The organism is Escherichia sp. MR (assembly GCF_005280595.1).
Taxonomy (GTDB): Bacteria; Pseudomonadota; Gammaproteobacteria; order Enterobacterales; family Enterobacteriaceae; genus Escherichia; species Escherichia ruysiae.
On the sequence record NZ_SZVK01000004.1, the window covers coordinates 22,694 to 41,922 of the forward strand.

The window sequence follows — 19,229 nt, forward strand, 5'->3', positions numbered from 1 at the left end:
CTATGGCTAAAGAGATCAGCAGTGAGCTTCTGAACACCATTCTTACCCGCGTCGGCGGCGCGGGAAATATCGCCAGTTGTGGTCACTGTATGACGCGTCTGCGTCTCGGTGTACATGACAGTTCACTGGTTGATCCTGATATCAAAACGCTGGAAGGGGTGAAGGGTGTCATTTTGACCAGCGATCAAGTACAGGTGGTATTTGGGTCGGGCAAAGCGCATCGTGCCGCAAAAGCGATGAGCGTGTTGTTGGGTGAAACACCAGTGCAGGATGCCGCAGAAATCGCCGCTCAGAACAAACGTCAGTTAAAAGCCAGACAAACCTCTGGCGTGCAGCAATTTCTCGCCAAATTCGCCACTATCTTTACGCCGCTAATCCCCGGATTTATTGCCGCCGGTCTGCTGCTGGGGATTGCGACGTTAATCGCCACGGTGATGCACGTTCCGGCAGATGCCCAGGGAACGCTGCCCGATGCGCTGAATTTTATGAAGGTATTCAGCAAAGGCTTATTCACCTTCCTGGTGATCCTGGTGGGATATAACGCCGCTCAGGCCTTCGGCGGCACAGGTGTAAATGGCGCGATTATCGCCGCACTGTTTTTGCTCGGTTATAACCCAGGCGCGACCACCGGTTACTACGCTGGTTTTCACGATTTCTTCGGCCTGCCTATCGATCCGCGCGGAAATATCATCGGCGTACTGATTGCCGCCTGGGCCTGCGCCCGCATTGAAGGTATGGTGCGTCAATTTATGCCGGACGATCTCGACATGCTGCTGACCTCGTTAATCACTCTGCTGATCACCGCTACGCTGGCATATCTGGTGATTATGCCGCTGGGAGGCTGGTTATTCGAAGGCATGTCCTGGCTGTTTATGCATCTGAACAGTAATCCACTTGGCTGTGCAGTGCTTGCCGGACTGTTCCTGATTGCCGTGGTCTTCGGCGTGCATCAGGGCTTTATTCCCGTTTATCTTGCCTTGATGGACAGCCAGGGTTTCAACAGTCTATTCCCGATCCTTTCAATGGCAGGCGCAGGTCAGGTGGGCGCGGCGCTGGCGCTTTACTGGCGCGCGCAGCCGCACAGTGCCTTACGCAGCCAGGTGCGCGGGGCGATTATCCCTGGTCTGCTGGGCGTTGGTGAACCGTTGATTTACGGTGTCACCCTGCCGCGCATGAAACCGTTTGTTACCGCTTGTTTAGGCGGCGCAGCAGGTGGATTGTTTATTGGTCTTATCGCATGGTGGGGTCTGCCGATGGGGCTAAACAGTGCCTTTGGGCCGTCTGGCCTGGTGGCGTTGCCGCTGATGACTTCGGCACAAGGCATCCTTCCGGCAATGGCTGTGTATGCAGGTGGGATTCTGGTGGCATGGATTAGCGGGTTCATTTTCACCACGCTCTTTGGCTGCCGTGACGTCAATCTGGACTAAGCCGTAACTTAGAAACAAAACAGCCCGATACGCTACGCTTATCGGGCCTGCAGGTTAACTGCAATTTATTGAATTTTAACGATCATACAGGCCGGATAAAGCATTTACGCCGCTCCGGCAAGACGCTACAGGTGCGTGAGTAAAACTTACAGCGCCATCAGCTTGTCCAGCGACGGTGCGAAGTAATAGCCGCCAGTGACCGGTTTGGTGAAACGTAACATTGCGTCACGTTTGCCATCAGTATCGCCAAACATGCTCAGCAGCTGTTGCTCAATGTTGTGCAGACGTGCGCAGTAAGCGCAGAAGTACAGACCGTGCGTGCCGCTGGCTGTACCGTATGGCAAGCTCTGGCGAACAATCTTCAGCCCTTTGCCGTCTTCTTTCAGATCAACGCGGGTCAGGTGAGAGGTTTCCGGACGTTCGTCGCCGTCAATCTCTTCGTTGGCTTCTTTGGTGCGCCCGATCATCATCTCCTGATCGTGAACACTCATACGGTTAAGCTGCTTCAGGTTGTGCTCCCAACGCTGCACAAACACATAGCTGCCGCCCGCATCCACGCCGTCTTTGATAACCGCCACTTCGCGACGCGTCTCTTCACCCGCCGGGTTTTCTGTACCGTCAACAAAGCCGCTCAGGTCACGCTCTTCAACCCAACGGAAGCCGTGGATCTCTTCTTTCACCTCAATGCAGTCACCAAAGGCTTCCATCGCCGCCTGAGCGACAGAGAAGTTTACGTCGTGACGCAGAGAAAGAATGTGAATCAACACATCGAACTGGGTCGTCGGCGCAAGACCTTTACCGTAGCCCGGAAAATCTTTCAGCTCTTCGGCCCCAACGCCGCCACTCAGAGCACGCCAGGTGTTGTTACCAAAGGCAACCACAGCACCGAGATGCGCGTCCGGGAATTTTGCTTCAAAGGTTGCCAGTTTATCGGCAAAGGTTTTACTGGCCGCACGCAGGGCATCAACATCCCCTTTTACGTTGGCTTCAATCCAAATCGCTGCGCGGCAATGTTCTGGCAAAATGCCACTCTGAACCTGAGACATTGTTCCTCCTGAAAATAAGAATGCCACGCAATCCGTGGCATTGTTGGGCGCTATTTTACGTGTTTTTTCGCGGCGGCGGTTTGTTCAGACGCAAATTAACGCCGCCAGATAATTTTACTGACTTTCCAGTTTTTCAGGGTATCGTCTGAAGGCATTAACCCTTCAGGACCACTCCACTCACCGCTGAACTGGTAGCTAATATGTTGACTGCCTTCGGCTTTACATTCGACAGCACGATTATCATCACCATCAGCTTTTTGGCAATTGCCAAATGCTTTGCTGTAAAGGTCGCTAAACGGTGTTCCGATTTTAACACCCGTATCAGCAGGAATATCGCTATCCAGCACGTCAATACGGCTGATTGTGCCCTGATCGCCGTTAATCACCATCGCCACGTTGTCGCCTTTCATCACTTCGAAAAAGCGCACCACGTTGCCGTTCGCGGTTTTCATTCCGCTGCGCAGGTGATAATCGCCATCAAGCGCATCGGCAATGGCTTGTTCTTGCAGTGGTGTGGACGCCGTTAATTCACCCACGCCCTGCTCGCTCGCTTTGGTGGACGACCCAAACCAGTTCCATGGATTAGCGGCAGACCAGTTAACTGACGACATCGTGGAACAGCCGGTCAGCATCAACGGCATAGCGCATAACATTAAACGCAGCGATTTCATGTCACTTCCTTTGGTTATTCAATAACGTTGCTTGGAGTGCAAATTCACCAAAAAGTGCCGTTATTCTTTTTCTTCATTAAAACAAGCGCGTAAACGTCGATTGGTCAAAAGCCAGATTAACGCCACAATATCTGCCACTACCAGCGCCAGACCGATACCGCTAACCGATTCGCCGTTCAGCCACAGCCACGGTTGCCAGCAAAGCAAAACGAACTGCGCCAACAGCAACAGAAAATAGAGCACATGCCAGATACGGGAAAACGTAGCCCGCCGACCACTCAGCAAAAACGCCAGCACCGCCGGAATACCCGGGATCAACCCCAGCCAGAAATTATCGTGATCGGGATAAAACAGATTCAGCAGCGCACTACCCTGCTCGCGCGATGCACCGGCAATAACAAACAGTACCCAGGTTCGCGCCTGTAGCAAAAGCACAATCCAGAAGAGAAAAGGTAAACGCAGGCGTCCGTGCGCATCATAATGGACAGGATGAAACTCAGTACTCTTCATCTTCAATCAAACGCTTACCCAGACTCAGCACGTCGGCGTGTTCATATCCCAGGCGTTCATACATTCCGAGCACCATGTCGTTATCTTCCGGCACGTTGATCTGAATTTTCGGGCAGCCGCGAGCAATCAGCTTTTTCTCCAGCCGATTAAGCAGCGCATTAGCAATGCCACGCCCACGAAACTCAGGATGCACGCCAAGATAATAAGCAGATCCGCGATGCCCGTCATAACCGCCCATCACCGTTCCCACCACTTCACCGTTCACCTCAGCGACCAGAAACAAACTGACGTCATGGTTCATCTTGCGCTCGATGTCCATTTCCGGATCATTCCACGGACGCAGCAAGTCGCAACGCTCCCAAAGGGTGATGACCTCTTCGAAATCTTCCTGGCGAAATACGCGTATCTCCATGGTATTCGTTACCTTTTTGCGGGTTAAAAGGGTGATTATGGCGTGAACGGTTGAATTAGCCAATATCTGACGAAAATCGGTTGAAAAAGTGGCATAATGGGGAGTTGTCAACTATTGAAATGAAAAGTAAAACAATTCTCAACAGCAAACGGTCGTAACGGATTACGCGATACGATATAACATCTGGAACTTTATTATTACAACTCAGGCCGTATGAGCACTTTTAAACCACTAAAAACACTCACTTCGCGCCGCCAGGTGCTGAAAGCCGGATTGGCTGCCCTGACGTTGTCAGGCATGTCGCAAGCCATCGCCAAAGAAGAACCTTTAAAAACCAGTAACGGACACAGCAAGCCAAAAGCCAAAAAAGCTGGCGGCAAACGTGTCGTTGTTCTCGATCCAGGCCACGGCGGGATTGATACCGGGGCGATCGGTCGCAACGGTTCGAAAGAAAAACACGTGGTGCTGGCAATTGCCAAAAACGTCCGTTCCATTTTGCGCAATCATGGCATTGATGCGCGTTTAACGCGTTCTGGCGATACGTTTATCCCACTTTACGATCGCGTTGAAATCGCCCATAAACATGGCGCGGATCTGTTTATGTCAATTCACGCCGACGGCTTTACCAACCCAAAAGCCGCAGGTGCATCAGTCTTTGCCCTCTCTAACCGTGGCGCAAGTAGTGCGATGGCAAAATATTTGTCGGAACGCGAAAACCGTGCCGATGAAGTCGCCGGGAAAAAAGCGACTGACAGAGATCATCTATTGCAGCAAGTGCTGTTTGATCTGGTGCAAACAGATACCATTAAAAACAGCCTGACGCTTGGCTCGCATATTCTGAAAAAGATTAAGCCGGTGCATAAACTGCACAGCCGCAACACTGAGCAAGCCGCGTTTGTGGTGTTGAAATCGCCGTCGGTTCCTTCAGTGCTGGTGGAAACTTCGTTTATCACCAACCCGGAAGAAGAGCGACTGTTAGGCACGGCGGCGTTTCGTCAGAAAATCGCCACAGCGATTGCTGAAGGCGTGATCAGTTATTTCCACTGGTTTGACAACCAGAAAGCACACTCGAAAAAACGGTAAGTTATGAAGCCCGACGCACACCAGGTTAAACAGTTCCTGCTCAACCTTCAGGACACAATTTGCCAGCAGCTAAGCGCCGTAGATGGCACAGAGTTTGTCGAAGATAGCTGGCAGCGCGACGCTGGCGGCGGCGGACGTAGCCGGGTGTTGCGTAATGGTGGTGTTTTCGAACAGGCAGGCGTCAACTTTTCACACGTCCACGGCGATGCAATGCCGTCTTCCGCCACCGCTCATCGCCCGGAACTTGCCGGGCGCAGTTTCGAGGCGATGGGCGTTTCGCTGGTCGTGCATCCGCATAACCCGTATGTTCCCACCAGCCACGCGAATGTGCGTTTTTTTATTGCCGAAAAACCGGGTGCAGAGCCCGTCTGGTGGTTTGGCGGCGGCTTCGACTTAACCCCCTTCTATGGCTTTGAAGAAGACGCCATTCACTGGCACCGCACCGCCCGTGACCTGTGCCAGCCGTTTGGCGAAGACGTTTATCCACGTTATAAAAAGTGGTGCGACGAATACTTCTACCTCAAACATCGCAACGAACAGCGCGGTATTGGCGGGCTGTTCTTTGATGATCTGAACACGCCAGATTTCGACCACTGTTTTGCCTTTATGCAGGCGGTAGGCAAAGGCTACACCGACGCTTATTTACCAATTGTAGAACGACGTAAAGCGATGGAATATGGCGAGCGCGAGCGTAATTTCCAGCTCTACCGTCGCGGTCGTTATGTCGAATTCAACCTGGTCTGGGATCGCGGCACGCTGTTTGGTTTGCAAACCGGCGGGCGCACTGAATCAATCCTGATGTCAATGCCGCCACTGGTTCGCTGGGAGTATGATTATCAGCCAGAAGATGGCAGTCCGGAAGCGGCGTTGAGTGAGTTTATTCAGGTCAGGGATTGGGTGTAACTCCCTCACCCCAACTCCCGCATCCGCTGATGCAGCGTCAGTGACGGCTTCTCGGCAAACAGTTGCTGGTAATCCGTGGCGAATTGCCCCAGATGCCAGAATCCCCATTGCATGGCGGCGTCTTTTACCGTTGTGCTTTGCGACCACGGGCTTATCAGTTCGCGTCGCACGGCGTTCAGACGAATACGTTTCAACCACGCGTTCGGGCCAATGCCTAAAATAGCGTGAAACGCGTTTTGTAACATGCGGCGACTGACATGCAGTTGATTACACAAGTCCAGCACCGTCACCGGTTCGGACATGTTTTCCAGCACATATTCACGGGCGCGGGAAAGCAATCGACGGTAACTCTGATGACTGATGCTTTCCGCCGTCATCATCGGCTGCGCTTCTTCCAGCATCGCCCCCATCGCCATTAGCAAATTATCCCCCAGCACTTTACGCACCGCAGGCTGATGAAGATTTTCCGGGTTCTCGCAAAACGTCGCCAGCGCCTGTTGGACAAAGCCCCACAGAGCGGCTTTATGCTGCTCTTTCACTTCCAGCGCCGACTGGCTACGCAGCATATGTAATACCCGATCCGGATTATGCAAAAAGTTAGCCTGCCGGGTAATGACGTCTTCAGAAAGCACCACGCCAAGAATTGTGTAATCGTCCGGCGTACTTAATTCAAACTCGGTTCCACCAGGGCGCGTGGCAATTTCTGCGCTTCCCAGACATTGCGAACCGATAAATCCCTGTTCACCACGTGTCGCCGGAATGCCAAACCAGAACGAGTTCGACCAGACCAGGCACGACTGACGCAGCGCCAGACCGGTGTATTCACGGAAAACCTGAATATCATCGAGCAGGATTTCCGTAAATTCACCATGAAACTTGCCCGGATGGAGCTGATCGTAAATCTGCTGCCAGGCGGTAATCGTCAAGGCATGTTCATAGACATCCGTTGTCTGTCGTTGATGAACATTATCCACTTCGACCTTCGGCGTGAGCTTCAGGTTTTCGGGTAAGGGTTCATGATAAAGATGGTGCAAATTGGCTGTACGGGTCTTTTTCATGATGTTAATGCCGGGTGTTGTATGACACCCGGCACCTCCGACAGGTTAATGGGGCTTGAGACGATAACGACTACTGCGTTTACGTAACGTCCCGGCAGAAAAGAGCTGTTCGAGCGCATTTCTGGCTTTTTCCAGCGTCCAGCCAAAGTGGGCAGCCACTTCTCCTGCCGTCATTCCCTGACGTACTGATGTTAACAGCGCCAACAACTCGTCAGCAGATCCCTCGGCAATAGCGGACGCATCAGGTTGCTTCGGCTGGCGGTTAAAGCCTGCAACCAGCCACTGGGTGTCATCATCAGGCCGACCAATCTCCTTGCGGCTGATGACACGCCCGGTACGCATCGCGGCGGCACAACCTGCGTCCAGCGCCGCACGACACGCCGCCAGATCGCCTTCCACCACCAGCGTTAAGCGACCAGGGTCAAGCACTTCGTGACTGAGCAGACGCACGTTAGCCGCTTTCAGCATGGCATCTGCCGCATCTATCGCGGCGACCATGCCGTCCACTTCCAGCAATCCCAGTGCATTGATCATCGGCAACCTCCGTTACGCACGCTGGATTGGATTACGCGCGATTTCCAGCACTGCATCGGTAAAGGCGTTACAGGCCGCTTTACACGCGGCCTGACTACCGGTTAAAAATGCTGCCGAGTAGTTAGTTTCAGACGGTGGCGGGACATAGGTCACCAGTTGCACGTCAGCCGATTTCAACGCCGCATCAATGCCATAGGTCGCTTCCAGCGGCGGTGCCACCAGATACGCCAGCGGATCGCCAAGCGTGATCCCGGCGGTTGATGAGAGATAAGAACCGGTACGCGAAACTACATGCGCGAGGAATGCGGTGTCTTGCTTATCGTTCGCCCACTGGAACGCCGCACCATTTTCAATATGCGCAACCATCGCATCCAGGCCGGCACGCACTTCTGCCGGGTTTGGCCCACCGAGCATAACCAGCACCTCACCGGCAGTCGGTGACGGCCCGTGCGCCGCTCCGGCATACAGCGAGCGGCCATACACCACTTCGACCATCGCCTGCTTGGTCGCTTCGTCAGCCGCAATGTAGGTGACGTCATCGGAATCAGCAGAAATCAGCCCGAGACTACGAATATGCGGCGGTAATTTCAGTTCACGCGCAAAATCAGCGTTAACGGAGGCAATCACCCGCATGGCGGTGACCGACGGTCGAATCAAATCTAAAGCTGGCATGATGCCTCCTTATCGGGTCATGTTGATGCCGGATGCTTTCTGCTCCAGCATACGTTTCGCCAAATCCACAATGACGGCTGCGGCTTCAACCGGCGGTGTACCGCCCTGGTGAATGTTAGAGATGCAGGTGCGATCGGCCTCAACGGTGGTCGCCATACGCGGCGAGTAAACAGCGTAGCAGGAGAGACTTTCCGACTGCCCTAACCCCGGACGTTCACCCACCAGCAGGATCACCACTTTCGCGCCGAGAAGTTCGCCAATCTGGTCTTCAATTTTCACGCGACCATAACGCACAAAGAACGGCGTACCGACTTTCAGCCCCGCCTGTTGCAGACCTGCCATCAGCGGCGGCAGGATCTCTTCATAGTTGACGGTGATGGCATCAGTTGACAAACCATCGGAGACAACGACCTGTACGTCCGGATTGGCAACGCACTGTGCTTTCAAGGCTTCAACAGCTTCCGCACACAGGCGACGCCCCATGTCCGGGCGAGTCAGGTAGAGATTTTTGTCACTGATTTCAGAGCGTACTTCCAGCAAACCCTGCGCTTTCACCCACTCTTCCGGCACTTCTTTCAGTACGGTATCTTTCGAACGAGAGTGATCGGCCAGGAAACGCAGCAACGCCTGAGTACGCGGACGCGGGCCGGCACGACCGGTACAAACGCGAGCCACGGTGCTGCGACGCAGTTCTGTTAATACGTCTGCGCGATGCGGATTTTCCACGCCAATCCATGCCTTCGCTTCAGCGGAACCTAAATCCAGCGCGCAACTTTCAGAGGTCACCGGCGCAGCGCACGTTGTGGTGGCGCATTTGGTTTCCGCTGGCGCGGCATCCGCCTGCCCCATTGACGCCATCACGCTGCGTACAATTTCTTCAATCTGTTTTTGATCCATGATGTGTTATCTCCGCGTCATCAGAAGAACAGTGACGGATCGCCCGCCCGTTTGGTCAGGCGACCGTTTGCCATAATGCCCATGCTTTCCAGCCAGCGTTCAAACTCCGGTGACGGACGCAGGTTGAGTAACTGACGCACTGTGGCGGTGTCATGGAAGGCGGTGGTCTGATAGTTGAGCATGATGTCATCGCCCAGCGGCATCCCCATGATGTAGTTGCAGCCTGCGGTAGCGAGCAGGATCATCAGGTTTTCGTTGAGGTTCTGGTCAGCGTCAGCGTGGTTGGTGTAGCAGCAGTCACAGCCCATAGAGATGCCGCTCAGCTTGCCCATAAAGTGATCTTCTAAGCCCGCGCGGATAATCTGCCGGTCATTGTAGAGATACTCCGGCCCAATAAAACCGACCACGGTGTTGACGATAAACGGATCGTAATGACGCGCCAGCCCGTAGTTTCGCGCTTCCATCGTCACCTGGTCAGCGCCGAAATTAGCGCCAGCGGAGAGCGCAGAACCTTGCCCGGTTTCGAAGTAGAGGCAGTTTTCCCCGGCAATACGGTTGAACTCCGCGCCCACTGCGCGGGCTTCGTCAAGCATCGCCAGCTCCACGCCAAACTCTTTCAGCCCTTTTTCACTGCCGCAAATACTCTGGAAAATCAGGCCGCCCGGCGCGCCGCGACGGATCGCTTCGATCTGGGTGGTGACATGCGCCAGCACGCAGCCCTGAGTTGGAATGTTGAATTTGTCGATAACACCGTAAATGGTGTCCAGCACGCGGCTTAAGTTTTCCACGTCATCAGTCACCGGGTTAACGCCAATCACCGCATCGCCCACGCCGAAAGAAAGCCCTTCGTAGATTTGTGCGGCAATACTTTGCACGTCGTCACGGGTATCATTTGGCTGCAAACGGGCGCTGAAAGTGCCTGGGATACCGATGGTGGTATTGGCCTTTTTGATCACCGGCATTTTCTTCGCGCCGTAGATGAGATCCGCGTTGGAACAAATCTTCGCCACCGCCGCGACCACTTCCGAGGTCAGCCCTTTGCGGGTAAAGGCAATGTCATCCACGCTGGTTTCGTCGCTCAGCACATACTCGCGCAGTTCGCTGATGCTCCAGTTTTTAATCTGGTTGTAGGCCGTTTCGTTAACGTCGTCCTGAATCAGCCGCGTTACGCAGTCCTCTTCATAAGAAATCACCGGATTATTGCGGATATCCGCCACCGTCATTTCCGACAACACCTGCTTTGCCGCCACGCGCTCCTGCGAGCTTGCCGCTGCAACGCCCGCCAGCATATCCCCCGAACGCAGTTCGTTGGCTTTAGCCAGCACCTCTTTTACATCCTTAAACTGATATACATTGCCGAACAATGTGGTCTTTAGTTTCATAAGTCGTTCCCTCAGGAAGAAGTGATGAGTAACATTTCTTCCAGCATTCGAACAATTCTATTTCATCATTAGCCCTTGTCCTGTAAGGTAATTGCCTTAGTACGCCCGTTATTCATCCTGCCGAACGCAACCGAACGCGCCGGATACATGAGCGGGGTTATCGAGTCGTTAGATCGAGGTATCCGGTTTTGAGCAAGACACCACTGACAGCAAAGGCCATAGAGGCCGCACAACCGCAGGACAAGCCCTATAAACTCACCGATTCACAGACACCTGGCCTGTTTTTGCTGGTCCATCCCAACGGCAGCAAATACTGGCGATTCCGGTACTGGATAGACAAGAAAGAAAGGTTGCAGGCTATTGGGGTATATCCGCTGATTAGCCTCAAGGAAGCCCGCAAACGCGCCACAGAGAGCCGTTTACTGATAGCCCAGGGAATTGATCCAATGGAAGAAGCGCGCAAGGAGAAAGCCATTGATGCGCTCAACATGGCGGCAAGTTTTAAGACGGTAGCGGAAGACTGGTTTGCTACCAGAGTGAGCGGTTGGAGTGAGAGCTATACAAAGCAGGTCCGATCGGCACTGGAGAAAGATGTTTACCCCGTGCTGGGTAAGCGGTCGATAGTGGATATAACCGCCCGTGATGTTCTGGCATTGCTCCAGAAGAAAGAGCGCACCGCGCCGGAGGCTGCCCGCAAGTTACGCCAGCGCATCGGTGAGATCTTTAAATTTGCCGTCATCACCGAACTGGTTAGCCGTAATCCGGTAGCAGATCTGGACACGGCACTGAAAGCCCGCCGCCCAGGCCATAACGCATGGATACAAATTAACGAAATCCCGGCCTTCTACAAAGCCCTTGAGAGAGCCGGGAGCGTTCAGATTCAGACGGCAATACGTTTGCTTATATTAAGCGCCCTAAGGACGGCAGAGCTTCGTTTAATGCGCTGGGAATGGGTGGATCTGGAGTCGGCAACAATCACATTGCCCGCTGAAGTCATGAAGGCCCGCCGCCCGCATGTGGTCCCGCTATCCAGGCAGGCGGTCGAGCTATTACAGGACCAGTTTACAAGGAGCGGATACAGTGATTTCGTCTTTCCGGGGCGCTTCATGGATAAGCCCTTGTCAGCCAGTGCCATCCTTAAGGCCCTGGAGCGTATCGGGTACAAGTCGATCGCCACTGGTCATGGCTGGCGGACCACCTATTCAACCGCACTTAACGAAAGCGGCAGCTACAATCCCGACTGGATCGAAATCCAATTGGCTCACGTTCCGAAGGGAATCAGGGGAGTTTATAACCAGGCGGCCTACCTGAAACAACGACGGGCCATGATGCAGGACTACGCCGACGCCATTGATTCAATACTGGCTGGTGCTGGCAATCCGCTGGAGCCGGAATGAATAATTAAGCTGGTTTTTCGCAAAGCGCAATTTAGCTTAGTGTAAGTAGTTGTTTTGTGGAGTTTTACTCTAGCCTGAGAAAAACCTATATTCACTTTGCCGGATTCGTCCGGCTTTTCTTTCGCCTTACTGGTATAAAAGGTTAATAGGTTACACAACCTACCACCCTTTTATCCTGTTATCCTTTTATACAGCTATACCAATGAAATCAAAGATTTGCTCAAACTTGCAAATAACAGATCCGGGGATCGAAAATGTGATCAACATAATAAAAAAGCCCGGAAAGGCGGCAACCAGTTCCGGGCGACGTGGAAACAAGTTAAAAGGAGAAATTCCACATGAACATTTTACCAACAGCCTACGCCCCACGGCAAGGCGAATCACTCGGCGAATACGATATCAAGAAAATCGACGCCATCCCGGAAGAAGTACGGAACGCCATTAATGATGGCCTGAATGATATCCGCTTTAATGGTTATCGCTGGGAATGCAACGCCAAAACAGGCTGGGCGCGTGTATCACTGATTTCATCACCCGCCAACGCAGAACCGGAATCACCCGAACAAAGCCAGGCAGACGCCCGCGCTGACTTCCTGGCGTTACAAGGTGAGTATTTATCGGTCAAGCCAAAAGGCAAAAGCGAGAAGAAATCCGCCGTCGATATCGTGAACGACTTACGCAGTAAAGCAGCCGCTAAGCCTTCGCAGCCAGCACCGCAGCAGGAAGAACCGGAAGCGCACGAAGAAGAACAGGAACAGGAACAGGAAGAACGCGAGCAGGACAATAACAATCACAATACTTTTCATTGTGATGAGTGCGTCGTAGCGGTAAGCCGCTTTATCACCAAAAACGCATTACAGCGTGAGCTTTCCCCGGCGTGCATGACCTTGTTATGGTTTATGGCGACGAAAGCCAGCCGGAAGGATGGACAATGGATCCTCTGGTACTCAATCAACAGAATGGCGGAAATGAGCGGGCTTGGTCGTGCCACGGTTACAAGGGCGCTGATAAAACTCGAATCGATGAAGATCATCACAAGAACAAGAAAGGGAATAGCCAGGGTGAAAGGTGACACATACAGAATCAACGTCAATTAACCCCGCCAAATCCACCGCACAAAGGCTGTCAACTCGATGGCCTTTTTTATTTCCGCAATTCACGACAAAGCCAGCAACCACGCGGCATAGCGGGCAACTCGTTATCATTTTGAGCACACCTTTAAACAAACAACCTATACCAAAATGCAGCAAAGCCAGTAACGGCGCGGGCTGGCGGGCAACTCGTTATCATTTTGAGCACGAGTTAGCCGGAAAAAAGTAACTCGTTATCATTCTGAGCACTAACTCGTTATCATTTTGAGCACAACTCGTTATCATTCTGAGCACTAAACTAATATACATGAATTAATATACAAGGAATTAATATACAGGAAGCCATGCGGCTTCCAGGCGAAGGGGTCTTGATGGATTTAAAAGGCGAATTGCCATCATTGGTGGACCTTCGGAAGACATCGAGCAATCGCCAGCTTAAAAGACGGCTTAGCAGTGATGGCTATCGTCAACAGCATTGATCGCTACCGCACAGACACACAGCAGCAGTAAGCAAACCGAAGGAAGGCAAAGCGCAAAGGGATTGCTCACTGCAAAGACAATGGGCTTCATCAGCGTATACAGACCAGACAGGAAACAGCAGTACAGCCAGCGTATAGCCAGGCGCAAACAGTACAATCACCAACGCACGGAAGGCTTAAGTGACCACTCAGGCAGGTTTATCCCCGCCACCGACCACCGCAAACTATCCTGACCGTGCCAAATTCGAACGGAATGCTATCTGTAACGCAATGAAGACACCTGACCGCTACACTTGCTTGCCTTAAAACTTCACGTCGTCACAGAGCGATTCAGACGCCTTAAAATCGATGCGATTTCATTAAATTTTTAAGCCATCCAACAATCAGCACGATGGTGTGCCACTTTTCCCGCTGAACAGTCTCGCCTGAATAGTCTCACCAATCAGATTTCAGATCGTCCCGTTAGCCATGTCTCATTAAACGATGGAATGCCGCCTGCGTCGCCATCGCTGCCGATCTCGTTTGAGCAAGGTGCTGAGACTGAATGACGGACGCCCCACCCCTCAGAGCTGAGGAATCGCCACACAGAACGCTGAGATCTGATATTACCGCCGCACCATTACACGCTAGACGAATCAATCTAATCACACCTGAGCAAATGCATTGCCAAAAATTAAGGCCGTCAGAATGCGTTATATTGCGTTTAAACGGCATCGAATTTTAATTAGTTTTGATGTAGTGATTTCAGGCAAAAAAAATCCCGCCGGAGAGAGAGCGGGGAAGTGAAATCAATCGTTGTAGTTATAGATCACATTTTGAGTAAGGGTTACCAGCCCTTGAGTAATATTATCCCTGTATTACGTGAGATGCGCAATTATTTTTTGCTAATTAAAAGTTTTGTAAACATTACAGAATATCCCCTTTCCCTATATGGTAAAAGATGTGAAACAGGGACAGGAGGAATATAATATTAAGTATCAACAGTAATGTTGGCCTTTAATTTCACTCAGGGCGCGGTGAGGGTTTTCTCCATATTTTCCTCACCGCTACTTTTTGAGGTGAGAACATGAATGATAGCGAATTAATGACGGTTAACGAGGTAGCAGCTTTATTCGGCGTTACCCGTCGGACAATATTCCGGTGGATGAACAAGATTAAAGGCTGGCCCGTCCCGGTCAGTCCGATTGGCTCAAGAATTAAGTTTATCCGATCTGAGATTTTGGAATTCTATAAAAACAAAGGCGCTCGCCACCAATGAAAACAGCTACTGAGATTATCAAATAACCTATTGATTTAAAAAGCTAGCTACCGCAATTTCTGAAGGAATAGGCAGCATGAAAATCAAAGCAAACACAATTAAAGAAATAACATCAATCAAAGTAAAAGGAGCAGATGCCATGCATTCATTAGACAGTTATTTTCAGCGCACGACAGCCCCTAAATCAGCCGCCCAGGAACGCCGTGAGGAATTCCAGGAAAAAGTGATGCGTTCTGCTGATTATATTGCGGACAAGTTCGTGGAAACGGTTCGGCCACTTGTTGATGAAGTAGCTGATAAACTTCAGTCTGAAATGCCGGAAGACATGGAAGGCACTGCAAAGGCGCGACTCCTTTTTGAATTAAGTCGTCGTTTCGGCGTGTCAATAAGCACTTTTAAATAATCGGAGGAGGAAAGACAATGGACGCATTTGATGTACTGACAAACAAAGGCGATGAACTGGTAGCACAGCGCGATAAAACCGCCAACGAAGGGGAACGCGCACTGTTAAATAAGCAGATTAAAGCGATCCGTATGGCCCAGTTTAAATTAATCAGCAATGAAGTTATCGAAATAATTAAACCGCAGATCCCACAAATCGTTGCTGACGCTATTAAAGCCGCCGGACCGGAGAAACGCATTGCCGGGCTGAAAACGAACGCAGAGAAAATGGAGATGCACAAACAGAGCGGTGCTCCGACTCCGGATGAGTACTTCTCACCGGATGCTGAGTTTATGGCGCAGGTTGAGGAACGTCTGGGTAGCTGTCTCACCGAGGAACAGCGTCGCTATTTTGATGTAGTGGATAGTGCGGCAGGTATTGACCTGAACTCGTATTTCGGTCGTGAAATTGAGCATTTTGATGCCGCCCCGTCTATGCCGGAGCCAGAACCAGAAATGGCCGCCGATCCTGAAGCTGAGCAACGGAAACGCGTATTCAATGCGATAGGGATTCGGTACTGATCGGATAAAAGAAAGCCGGGAATTACCCCGGCTGACTTAACAATGTGACCAATGAACAAATCGGACAAGACAAACAGGATAAGCAGTCTCGAAACAATGTTCGGGAACTATATTAGCACAAGTCCGGAGAAAATCATCATGTTGGCACTACGCATCATGCAGGGCATCGCTAAGACCCTCGCAGAACATGTCTTAGACCTGAAACATTCGCCACTGAGCAAACAGGCCATGAAGCGCCAAACGCTTCGTCTGTGGGCTGAATATCGCTTGGAACTATCAATAAAATCATCGACATGAAATCGGGGCCGAGCAACCAGAGCGCGGAGGAAATGGAGTTCATCAGGCGTTTAATTCTCATTCGCAGAGACATTCATAGCCAGTTACACAGCGTGGGAATCGATATTAATGATGGGACGGGCGATTAATTTTCGGACAAGTACTATGCGCGCGCGAGGAGCTGAACATGAAGCAAGATATTGCAGACAGGCTGGAGATACTCGAAGGCCAGCGGGCAGAAGCGAAACAACTACGTAAACAGGCCAGAAGAGCGCACAGGAACTACGAAGCAGAATCACTGACCGCTTTTATCAACTTCACAAACCGTTGCATCCAGGAGTGTTACAGGGAGGATGCAGAAAACTGGCTGGATTCATTGCCAGAACAGACTCTGCATGAACTGAACGGCGACCAGTAAATAAATCCAGTACGTTTCCCGCAGTGCGCATAACGTACATTATGTGAAAAACGATATGGATGTATATCAGTATTGATTCCATTGGAAAAAGATGATTTTCAGTGGCCCGGACAAAGAAGCATAGCTGATGCAACTTTATAAGCCATTGATTCTATTAAGCGATGTTTTTTGTGATTGATTGAAGCAAACCGGAACACGAAGCCACTGAAGCGGCAATAAACTGTTTCATGGTGGAATTATTAGAGTAAAGAATAATTGGAGGTGTCCGCACAATGCGGATAAAGATATTATGAGTGGGAATCTTGGGACCATATACTATGAGGTCGACGCCCGTACAGGGAAGCTATTAACAGCAGGGAAACAAGCTGACGACGCATTCGATCGTATAGAGCGCGGGGCAATGAAAGCTGATAGCGGCGTCAAAAAGTTAAATACGCAGTTAACTAAAACGTCAGCAGCAGTAAAAACCAACCTTTCCCCGGCAATCCGTAACGCATCATACCAGATAGCAGACCTTGCTACACAACTTCAGATGGGCGGCAATGCACTCCAGGCGTTCGCCGTACAGGGCGCTCAGTTATTAGCTGGTTTCGGTACTATGGGCGCTGTAGCGGGCGCGGTGCTGGCTATCGCTGGCGCTATGGGTGGAAGCCTATCGCAAGGCGCTGATAGTGCAGCCGGATCAATTGAGTACCTGGATAAAGCGATAACCAAGCTAAACGACGTCATCGCTGTAAATGAGCAGGGCGTGACGGTGATGACTGATAGTTACGCCAATCTTTCTAAGGTTAACGCTGAAGTAGCGAAACAGATGCGGAACATGGCTGAGATCCAGGCTATTGCAGCACTGCGTGACCTGAAAGAGCAGGCAGGACAGGCGCAGGGGGAAATGTCATCATTCTGGCGCAGCTTGCAGGGTGGTAAAGCTGACGCACAAGCGGCAGCGCAGGCACTTGATGACCTGGGAATCACAACCAACGACTACAAAGAGGCGATAGCCATACTTAACGCCAACCAGCCCACCACACAGGCGCAGATGGCAACGCTGGCTAAATCCGTGATGTACATAGGCGAGGAATACAACCTGACAAACCAGCAAGCCTACGAGTTCATCCGAGCACTAAATAGGGCCGCGACAACGAGAACGCCGGAAGCCATGCAGGAACTATCGGGCTTCATGCAGGTATTGCTACAGGACACCGAAAACGGTAACGAGGCATTCAGGGAACTGGCTATCAAATTCGTTGATGCGCAAACTAAAGGCGCAATGCTGGAAGATCAACTAAACCGACTAAAAGGCGCTATTTCTGACGCTGCGGAAGAGGCACGAAACGCCAACTTTACCAGAATGCTGGACGGTGTAGCGGCGCGGTTGGCTACCATTGAGCAAGGCTGGGAAGCTGGTTTGAGGATGCAACTGAAAGCGCAAGGCTATACCGAGGAGCAGATCGACGAACTGGTGAACATGGAAACGGCGTACCGAGACGCCAAAGCCGCCCAGGACGAGAAGAACAGAGCTGACCGAGAAGCCGTGGCGCTCGCTAAACGCCAGACCGCAGAAGCTGCGCGTAAAGCAAAACAGGAAGAAGCTGAAGCACAACGCAAGGCTAAACAGTTAGCTGCGCAGAAGGAGCAGGCTGGACGCTTTACGCAACAGGTAATGACGGAATACCTCACAACCGTAGATCCGGCAACAGGCCAGGCGTTTAACCCTGCCGCGCAAGTAGAAATGCAGGAGCAGCAGAAAAAAGCGGCGCTGGATAAATACAGACAATTGGGTGTATTGGATGAGCAGCAGTACCAGAACACGTTAACCGCCATCCAGAAAACCGCGTCAATGCGCCGCCAGCAAATCATCAAAGACGAGGCTGACACGTTATTCAACAATCAGCAGCAGTTGATCGGCACATTTGGCGATTTCTTCGGTGAACTGTCTGGAGTCATAGCAGACGGCGCGGGTGAGCAAAATGCGGCATATCAAGCACTATTTGCTGTGCAGAAGGGGTTTGTATTGGCGTCGGCAGCTTTAAGCCTTCAGAAATCGCTTGCTGAGGCAAACGCCTTGCCTTTCCCGGCTAATCTTCCGGCCTATGCGCAAGCTATGTCAGCGGGTACGCAGATCATTTCAGCTATTCGTGGAATAGCTTTCGGTGGCGGACGCTACAACGGCGGCGCGGTTGGTGCTGGCAACCTGTACCGCGTGGGTGAACACGGTAAGCCTGAGATATTCAAGGCGAACAATGGCAGCCAGTACATGATCCCAGGTGATAACGGTCGCGTGATAAGTAATCGTGACATTGGCGGCGGTGGCGGCGTAACAATCAACAGCCCGATCACCATTAACACTACGAATGGCTTCAGTGATGAAGACTCAAGGCGTCTTGAGGAAGCGATGAAGCGCGTAGCTATGGGCGTTTGCAGGCAGGAGTCAACCAGACCGGGAGGAATGTTAGCCCCGCGCCGCCGTTAACCAACTCCCACGCCAGGGGAACAGACTGGCGGACCTTCAAAGACGGTCGCACACCGTGTTTAACATAATTTATTGTTTTTTGCTTGCTCTTATTATTGCAGCCGTTAGAGTTGGCGTGGCAGTTTTTCACCTGTTTCGCGTGTTGCTGTGTTTTTGGGGAAGAAAAACAAATGAGAAGGCTTATATACCTGGTATTTATGCTATTTGCTATCGGGCAAGCCATAATTTTTATCACAATGCTGATCTGTCTGATGCTCTTTAGTTAACTCCACCAGGATCCGC

General features: G+C 51.6%; 19 protein-coding genes and 1 pseudogene. 11 read left to right on the plus strand and 9 right to left on the minus strand.

From position 1 onward, the window contains the following. The first annotated feature begins 2 nt into the window (after nt 1–2). Nucleotides 3–1,427 (plus strand): PTS N-acetylmuramic acid transporter subunit IIBC, encoded by a 1,425-nt coding sequence (gene murP / locus FC814_RS02905; protein ID WP_001040441.1) that lies wholly within the window; start codon nt 3–5, stop codon nt 1,425–1,427. 146 nt (nt 1,428–1,573) lie between these two features. Here murP and yfeX read toward each other — a convergent pair whose 3' ends face one another. From yfeX to FC814_RS02925, 4 genes are all read right to left on the minus strand, one after another. Beyond that, nucleotides 1,574–2,473 (minus strand): porphyrinogen peroxidase, encoded by a 900-nt coding sequence (gene yfeX, locus FC814_RS02910; RefSeq protein ID WP_010344616.1) that lies wholly within the window; start codon nt 2,471–2,473, stop codon nt 1,574–1,576. A 95-nt stretch (nt 2,474–2,568) separates the two neighbouring features. Continuing rightward, a complete protein-coding gene (locus FC814_RS02915) occupies nt 2,569–3,144 on the minus strand; it encodes an RpoE-regulated lipoprotein (RefSeq protein ID WP_137325482.1) in 576 nt (191 codons plus the stop codon). 60 nt (nt 3,145–3,204) lie between these two features. After that, nucleotides 3,205–3,654, minus strand: a complete 450-nt coding sequence (locus FC814_RS02920; protein ID WP_010344614.1) for a DUF2919 domain-containing protein — start codon at nt 3,652–3,654, stop codon at nt 3,205–3,207. Further along, nucleotides 3,641–4,066, minus strand: coding sequence for a GNAT family acetyltransferase (locus tag FC814_RS02925; protein WP_000406000.1), 426 nt, complete (start codon nt 4,064–4,066; stop codon nt 3,641–3,643). The genes FC814_RS02920 and FC814_RS02925 overlap by 14 nt, the downstream gene beginning before the upstream one ends. A 213-nt stretch (nt 4,067–4,279) precedes the next feature. Here FC814_RS02925 and amiA point away from each other — a divergent pair, with 213 nt between their 5' ends. Together amiA and hemF are read left to right on the plus strand one after the other, a co-directional pair. After that, entirely contained in the window at nt 4,280–5,149 is an 870-nt protein-coding gene (gene amiA, locus FC814_RS02930) for an N-acetylmuramoyl-L-alanine amidase AmiA (protein WP_000102902.1), read from the plus strand. A gap of 3 nt (nt 5,150–5,152) precedes the next feature. Next, nucleotides 5,153–6,052 carry an oxygen-dependent coproporphyrinogen oxidase gene (hemF, locus tag FC814_RS02935; RefSeq protein WP_137325483.1) on the plus strand — a complete coding sequence of 300 codons (900 nt, stop codon included), beginning with the start codon at nt 5,153–5,155 and terminating at the stop codon, nt 6,050–6,052. 5 nt (nt 6,053–6,057) lie between these two features. On the opposite strand, the gene eutR is transcribed toward hemF, so the two are convergent. From eutR to eutB, 5 genes are read right to left on the minus strand one after another with little or no spacing between them, the layout of a single operon-like run. Further along, on the minus strand, nt 6,058–7,110 hold the full coding sequence (gene eutR / locus FC814_RS02940) for an HTH-type transcriptional regulator EutR (RefSeq protein WP_137325484.1): 1,053 nt from the start codon (nt 7,108–7,110) through the stop codon (nt 6,058–6,060). Nucleotides 7,111–7,155: 45 nt separating this feature from the next. Further along, nucleotides 7,156–7,644, minus strand: a complete 489-nt coding sequence (gene eutK / locus FC814_RS02945; protein ID WP_137325485.1) for an ethanolamine utilization microcompartment protein EutK — start codon at nt 7,642–7,644, stop codon at nt 7,156–7,158. 12 nt (nt 7,645–7,656) lie between these two features. Next, entirely contained in the window at nt 7,657–8,316 is a 660-nt protein-coding gene (eutL, locus tag FC814_RS02950) for an ethanolamine utilization microcompartment protein EutL (RefSeq protein ID WP_001111030.1), read from the minus strand. 9 nt (nt 8,317–8,325) lie between these two features. Further along, nucleotides 8,326–9,213, minus strand: a complete 888-nt coding sequence (eutC, locus tag FC814_RS02955) for an ethanolamine ammonia-lyase subunit beta (protein WP_137325486.1) — start codon at nt 9,211–9,213, stop codon at nt 8,326–8,328. A gap of 20 nt (nt 9,214–9,233) precedes the next feature. Further along, on the minus strand, nt 9,234–10,595 hold the full coding sequence (gene eutB, locus FC814_RS02960) for an ethanolamine ammonia-lyase subunit alpha (protein WP_137325487.1): 1,362 nt from the start codon (nt 10,593–10,595) through the stop codon (nt 9,234–9,236). A 188-nt stretch (nt 10,596–10,783) separates the two neighbouring features. Here eutB and FC814_RS02965 point away from each other — a divergent pair, with 188 nt between their 5' ends. The 8 genes and pseudogenes from FC814_RS02965 to FC814_RS03005 all read left to right on the plus strand — a co-directional run bounded on the left by FC814_RS02965 (nt 10,784) and on the right by FC814_RS03005 (nt 18,947). Beyond that, nucleotides 10,784–11,992: an integrase arm-type DNA-binding domain-containing protein gene (locus FC814_RS02965; protein ID WP_137325488.1), complete on the plus strand. Its 1,209-nt coding sequence runs from the start codon at nt 10,784–10,786 to the stop codon at nt 11,990–11,992. A gap of 338 nt (nt 11,993–12,330) precedes the next feature. Further along, complete coding sequence (locus FC814_RS02970; protein WP_137325489.1) at nt 12,331–13,089, plus strand: winged helix-turn-helix domain-containing protein; 759 nt, start codon at nt 12,331–12,333, stop codon at nt 13,087–13,089. Nucleotides 13,090–14,628: 1,539 nt separating this feature from the next. Continuing rightward, nucleotides 14,629–14,820: an AlpA family transcriptional regulator gene (locus tag FC814_RS02980; protein ID WP_000999973.1), complete on the plus strand. Its 192-nt coding sequence runs from the start codon at nt 14,629–14,631 to the stop codon at nt 14,818–14,820. Nucleotides 14,821–14,896: 76 nt separating this feature from the next. After that, nucleotides 14,897–15,223 carry a hypothetical protein gene (locus tag FC814_RS02985; protein WP_000692633.1) on the plus strand — a complete coding sequence of 109 codons (327 nt, stop codon included), beginning with the start codon at nt 14,897–14,899 and terminating at the stop codon, nt 15,221–15,223. 17 nt (nt 15,224–15,240) lie between these two features. Beyond that, complete coding sequence (locus FC814_RS02990) at nt 15,241–15,783, plus strand: hypothetical protein (protein ID WP_137325490.1); 543 nt, start codon at nt 15,241–15,243, stop codon at nt 15,781–15,783. A gap of 138 nt (nt 15,784–15,921) precedes the next feature. After that, a pseudogene (locus FC814_RS23055) lies at nt 15,922–16,208 on the plus strand (hypothetical protein). A gap of 38 nt (nt 16,209–16,246) precedes the next feature. Then, nucleotides 16,247–16,477, plus strand: coding sequence for a hypothetical protein (locus tag FC814_RS03000; RefSeq protein WP_000806590.1), 231 nt, complete (start codon nt 16,247–16,249; stop codon nt 16,475–16,477). Nucleotides 16,478–16,877: 400 nt separating this feature from the next. After that, nucleotides 16,878–18,947, plus strand: coding sequence for a hypothetical protein (locus tag FC814_RS03005; protein ID WP_301546353.1), 2,070 nt, complete (start codon nt 16,878–16,880; stop codon nt 18,945–18,947). Nucleotides 18,948–19,229: the final 282 nt, after the last annotated feature.

What these genes read in the sequence shown, in the direction of transcription:
- murP (WP_001040441.1), top strand. Translation starts at nt 3, where the DNA reads ATGGCTAAAGAGATCAGCAGTGAGCTTCTGAACACCATTCTTACCCGC.
- yfeX (WP_010344616.1), bottom strand. Translation starts at nt 2,473, where the DNA reads ATGTCTCAGGTTCAGAGTGGCATTTTGCCAGAACATTGCCGCGCAGCG.
- FC814_RS02915 (WP_137325482.1), bottom strand. Translation starts at nt 3,144, where the DNA reads ATGAAATCGCTGCGTTTAATGTTATGCGCTATGCCGTTGATGCTGACC.
- FC814_RS02920 (WP_010344614.1), bottom strand. Translation starts at nt 3,654, where the DNA reads ATGAAGAGTACTGAGTTTCATCCTGTCCATTATGATGCGCACGGACGC.
- FC814_RS02925 (WP_000406000.1), bottom strand. Translation starts at nt 4,066, where the DNA reads ATGGAGATACGCGTATTTCGCCAGGAAGATTTCGAAGAGGTCATCACC.
- amiA (WP_000102902.1), top strand. Translation starts at nt 4,280, where the DNA reads ATGAGCACTTTTAAACCACTAAAAACACTCACTTCGCGCCGCCAGGTG.
- hemF (WP_137325483.1), top strand. Translation starts at nt 5,153, where the DNA reads ATGAAGCCCGACGCACACCAGGTTAAACAGTTCCTGCTCAACCTTCAG.
- eutR (WP_137325484.1), bottom strand. Translation starts at nt 7,110, where the DNA reads ATGAAAAAGACCCGTACAGCCAATTTGCACCATCTTTATCATGAACCC.
- eutK (WP_137325485.1), bottom strand. Translation starts at nt 7,644, where the DNA reads ATGATCAATGCACTGGGATTGCTGGAAGTGGACGGCATGGTCGCCGCG.
- eutL (WP_001111030.1), bottom strand. Translation starts at nt 8,316, where the DNA reads ATGCCAGCTTTAGATTTGATTCGACCGTCGGTCACCGCCATGCGGGTG.
- eutC (WP_137325486.1), bottom strand. Translation starts at nt 9,213, where the DNA reads ATGGATCAAAAACAGATTGAAGAAATTGTACGCAGCGTGATGGCGTCA.
- eutB (WP_137325487.1), bottom strand. Translation starts at nt 10,595, where the DNA reads ATGAAACTAAAGACCACATTGTTCGGCAATGTATATCAGTTTAAGGAT.
- FC814_RS02970 (WP_137325489.1), top strand. Translation starts at nt 12,331, where the DNA reads ATGAACATTTTACCAACAGCCTACGCCCCACGGCAAGGCGAATCACTC.
- FC814_RS02980 (WP_000999973.1), top strand. Translation starts at nt 14,629, where the DNA reads ATGAATGATAGCGAATTAATGACGGTTAACGAGGTAGCAGCTTTATTC.
- FC814_RS02985 (WP_000692633.1), top strand. Translation starts at nt 14,897, where the DNA reads ATGAAAATCAAAGCAAACACAATTAAAGAAATAACATCAATCAAAGTA.
- FC814_RS02990 (WP_137325490.1), top strand. Translation starts at nt 15,241, where the DNA reads ATGGACGCATTTGATGTACTGACAAACAAAGGCGATGAACTGGTAGCA.
- FC814_RS03000 (WP_000806590.1), top strand. Translation starts at nt 16,247, where the DNA reads ATGAAGCAAGATATTGCAGACAGGCTGGAGATACTCGAAGGCCAGCGG.
- FC814_RS03005 (WP_301546353.1), top strand. Translation starts at nt 16,878, where the DNA reads ATGAAAGCTGATAGCGGCGTCAAAAAGTTAAATACGCAGTTAACTAAA.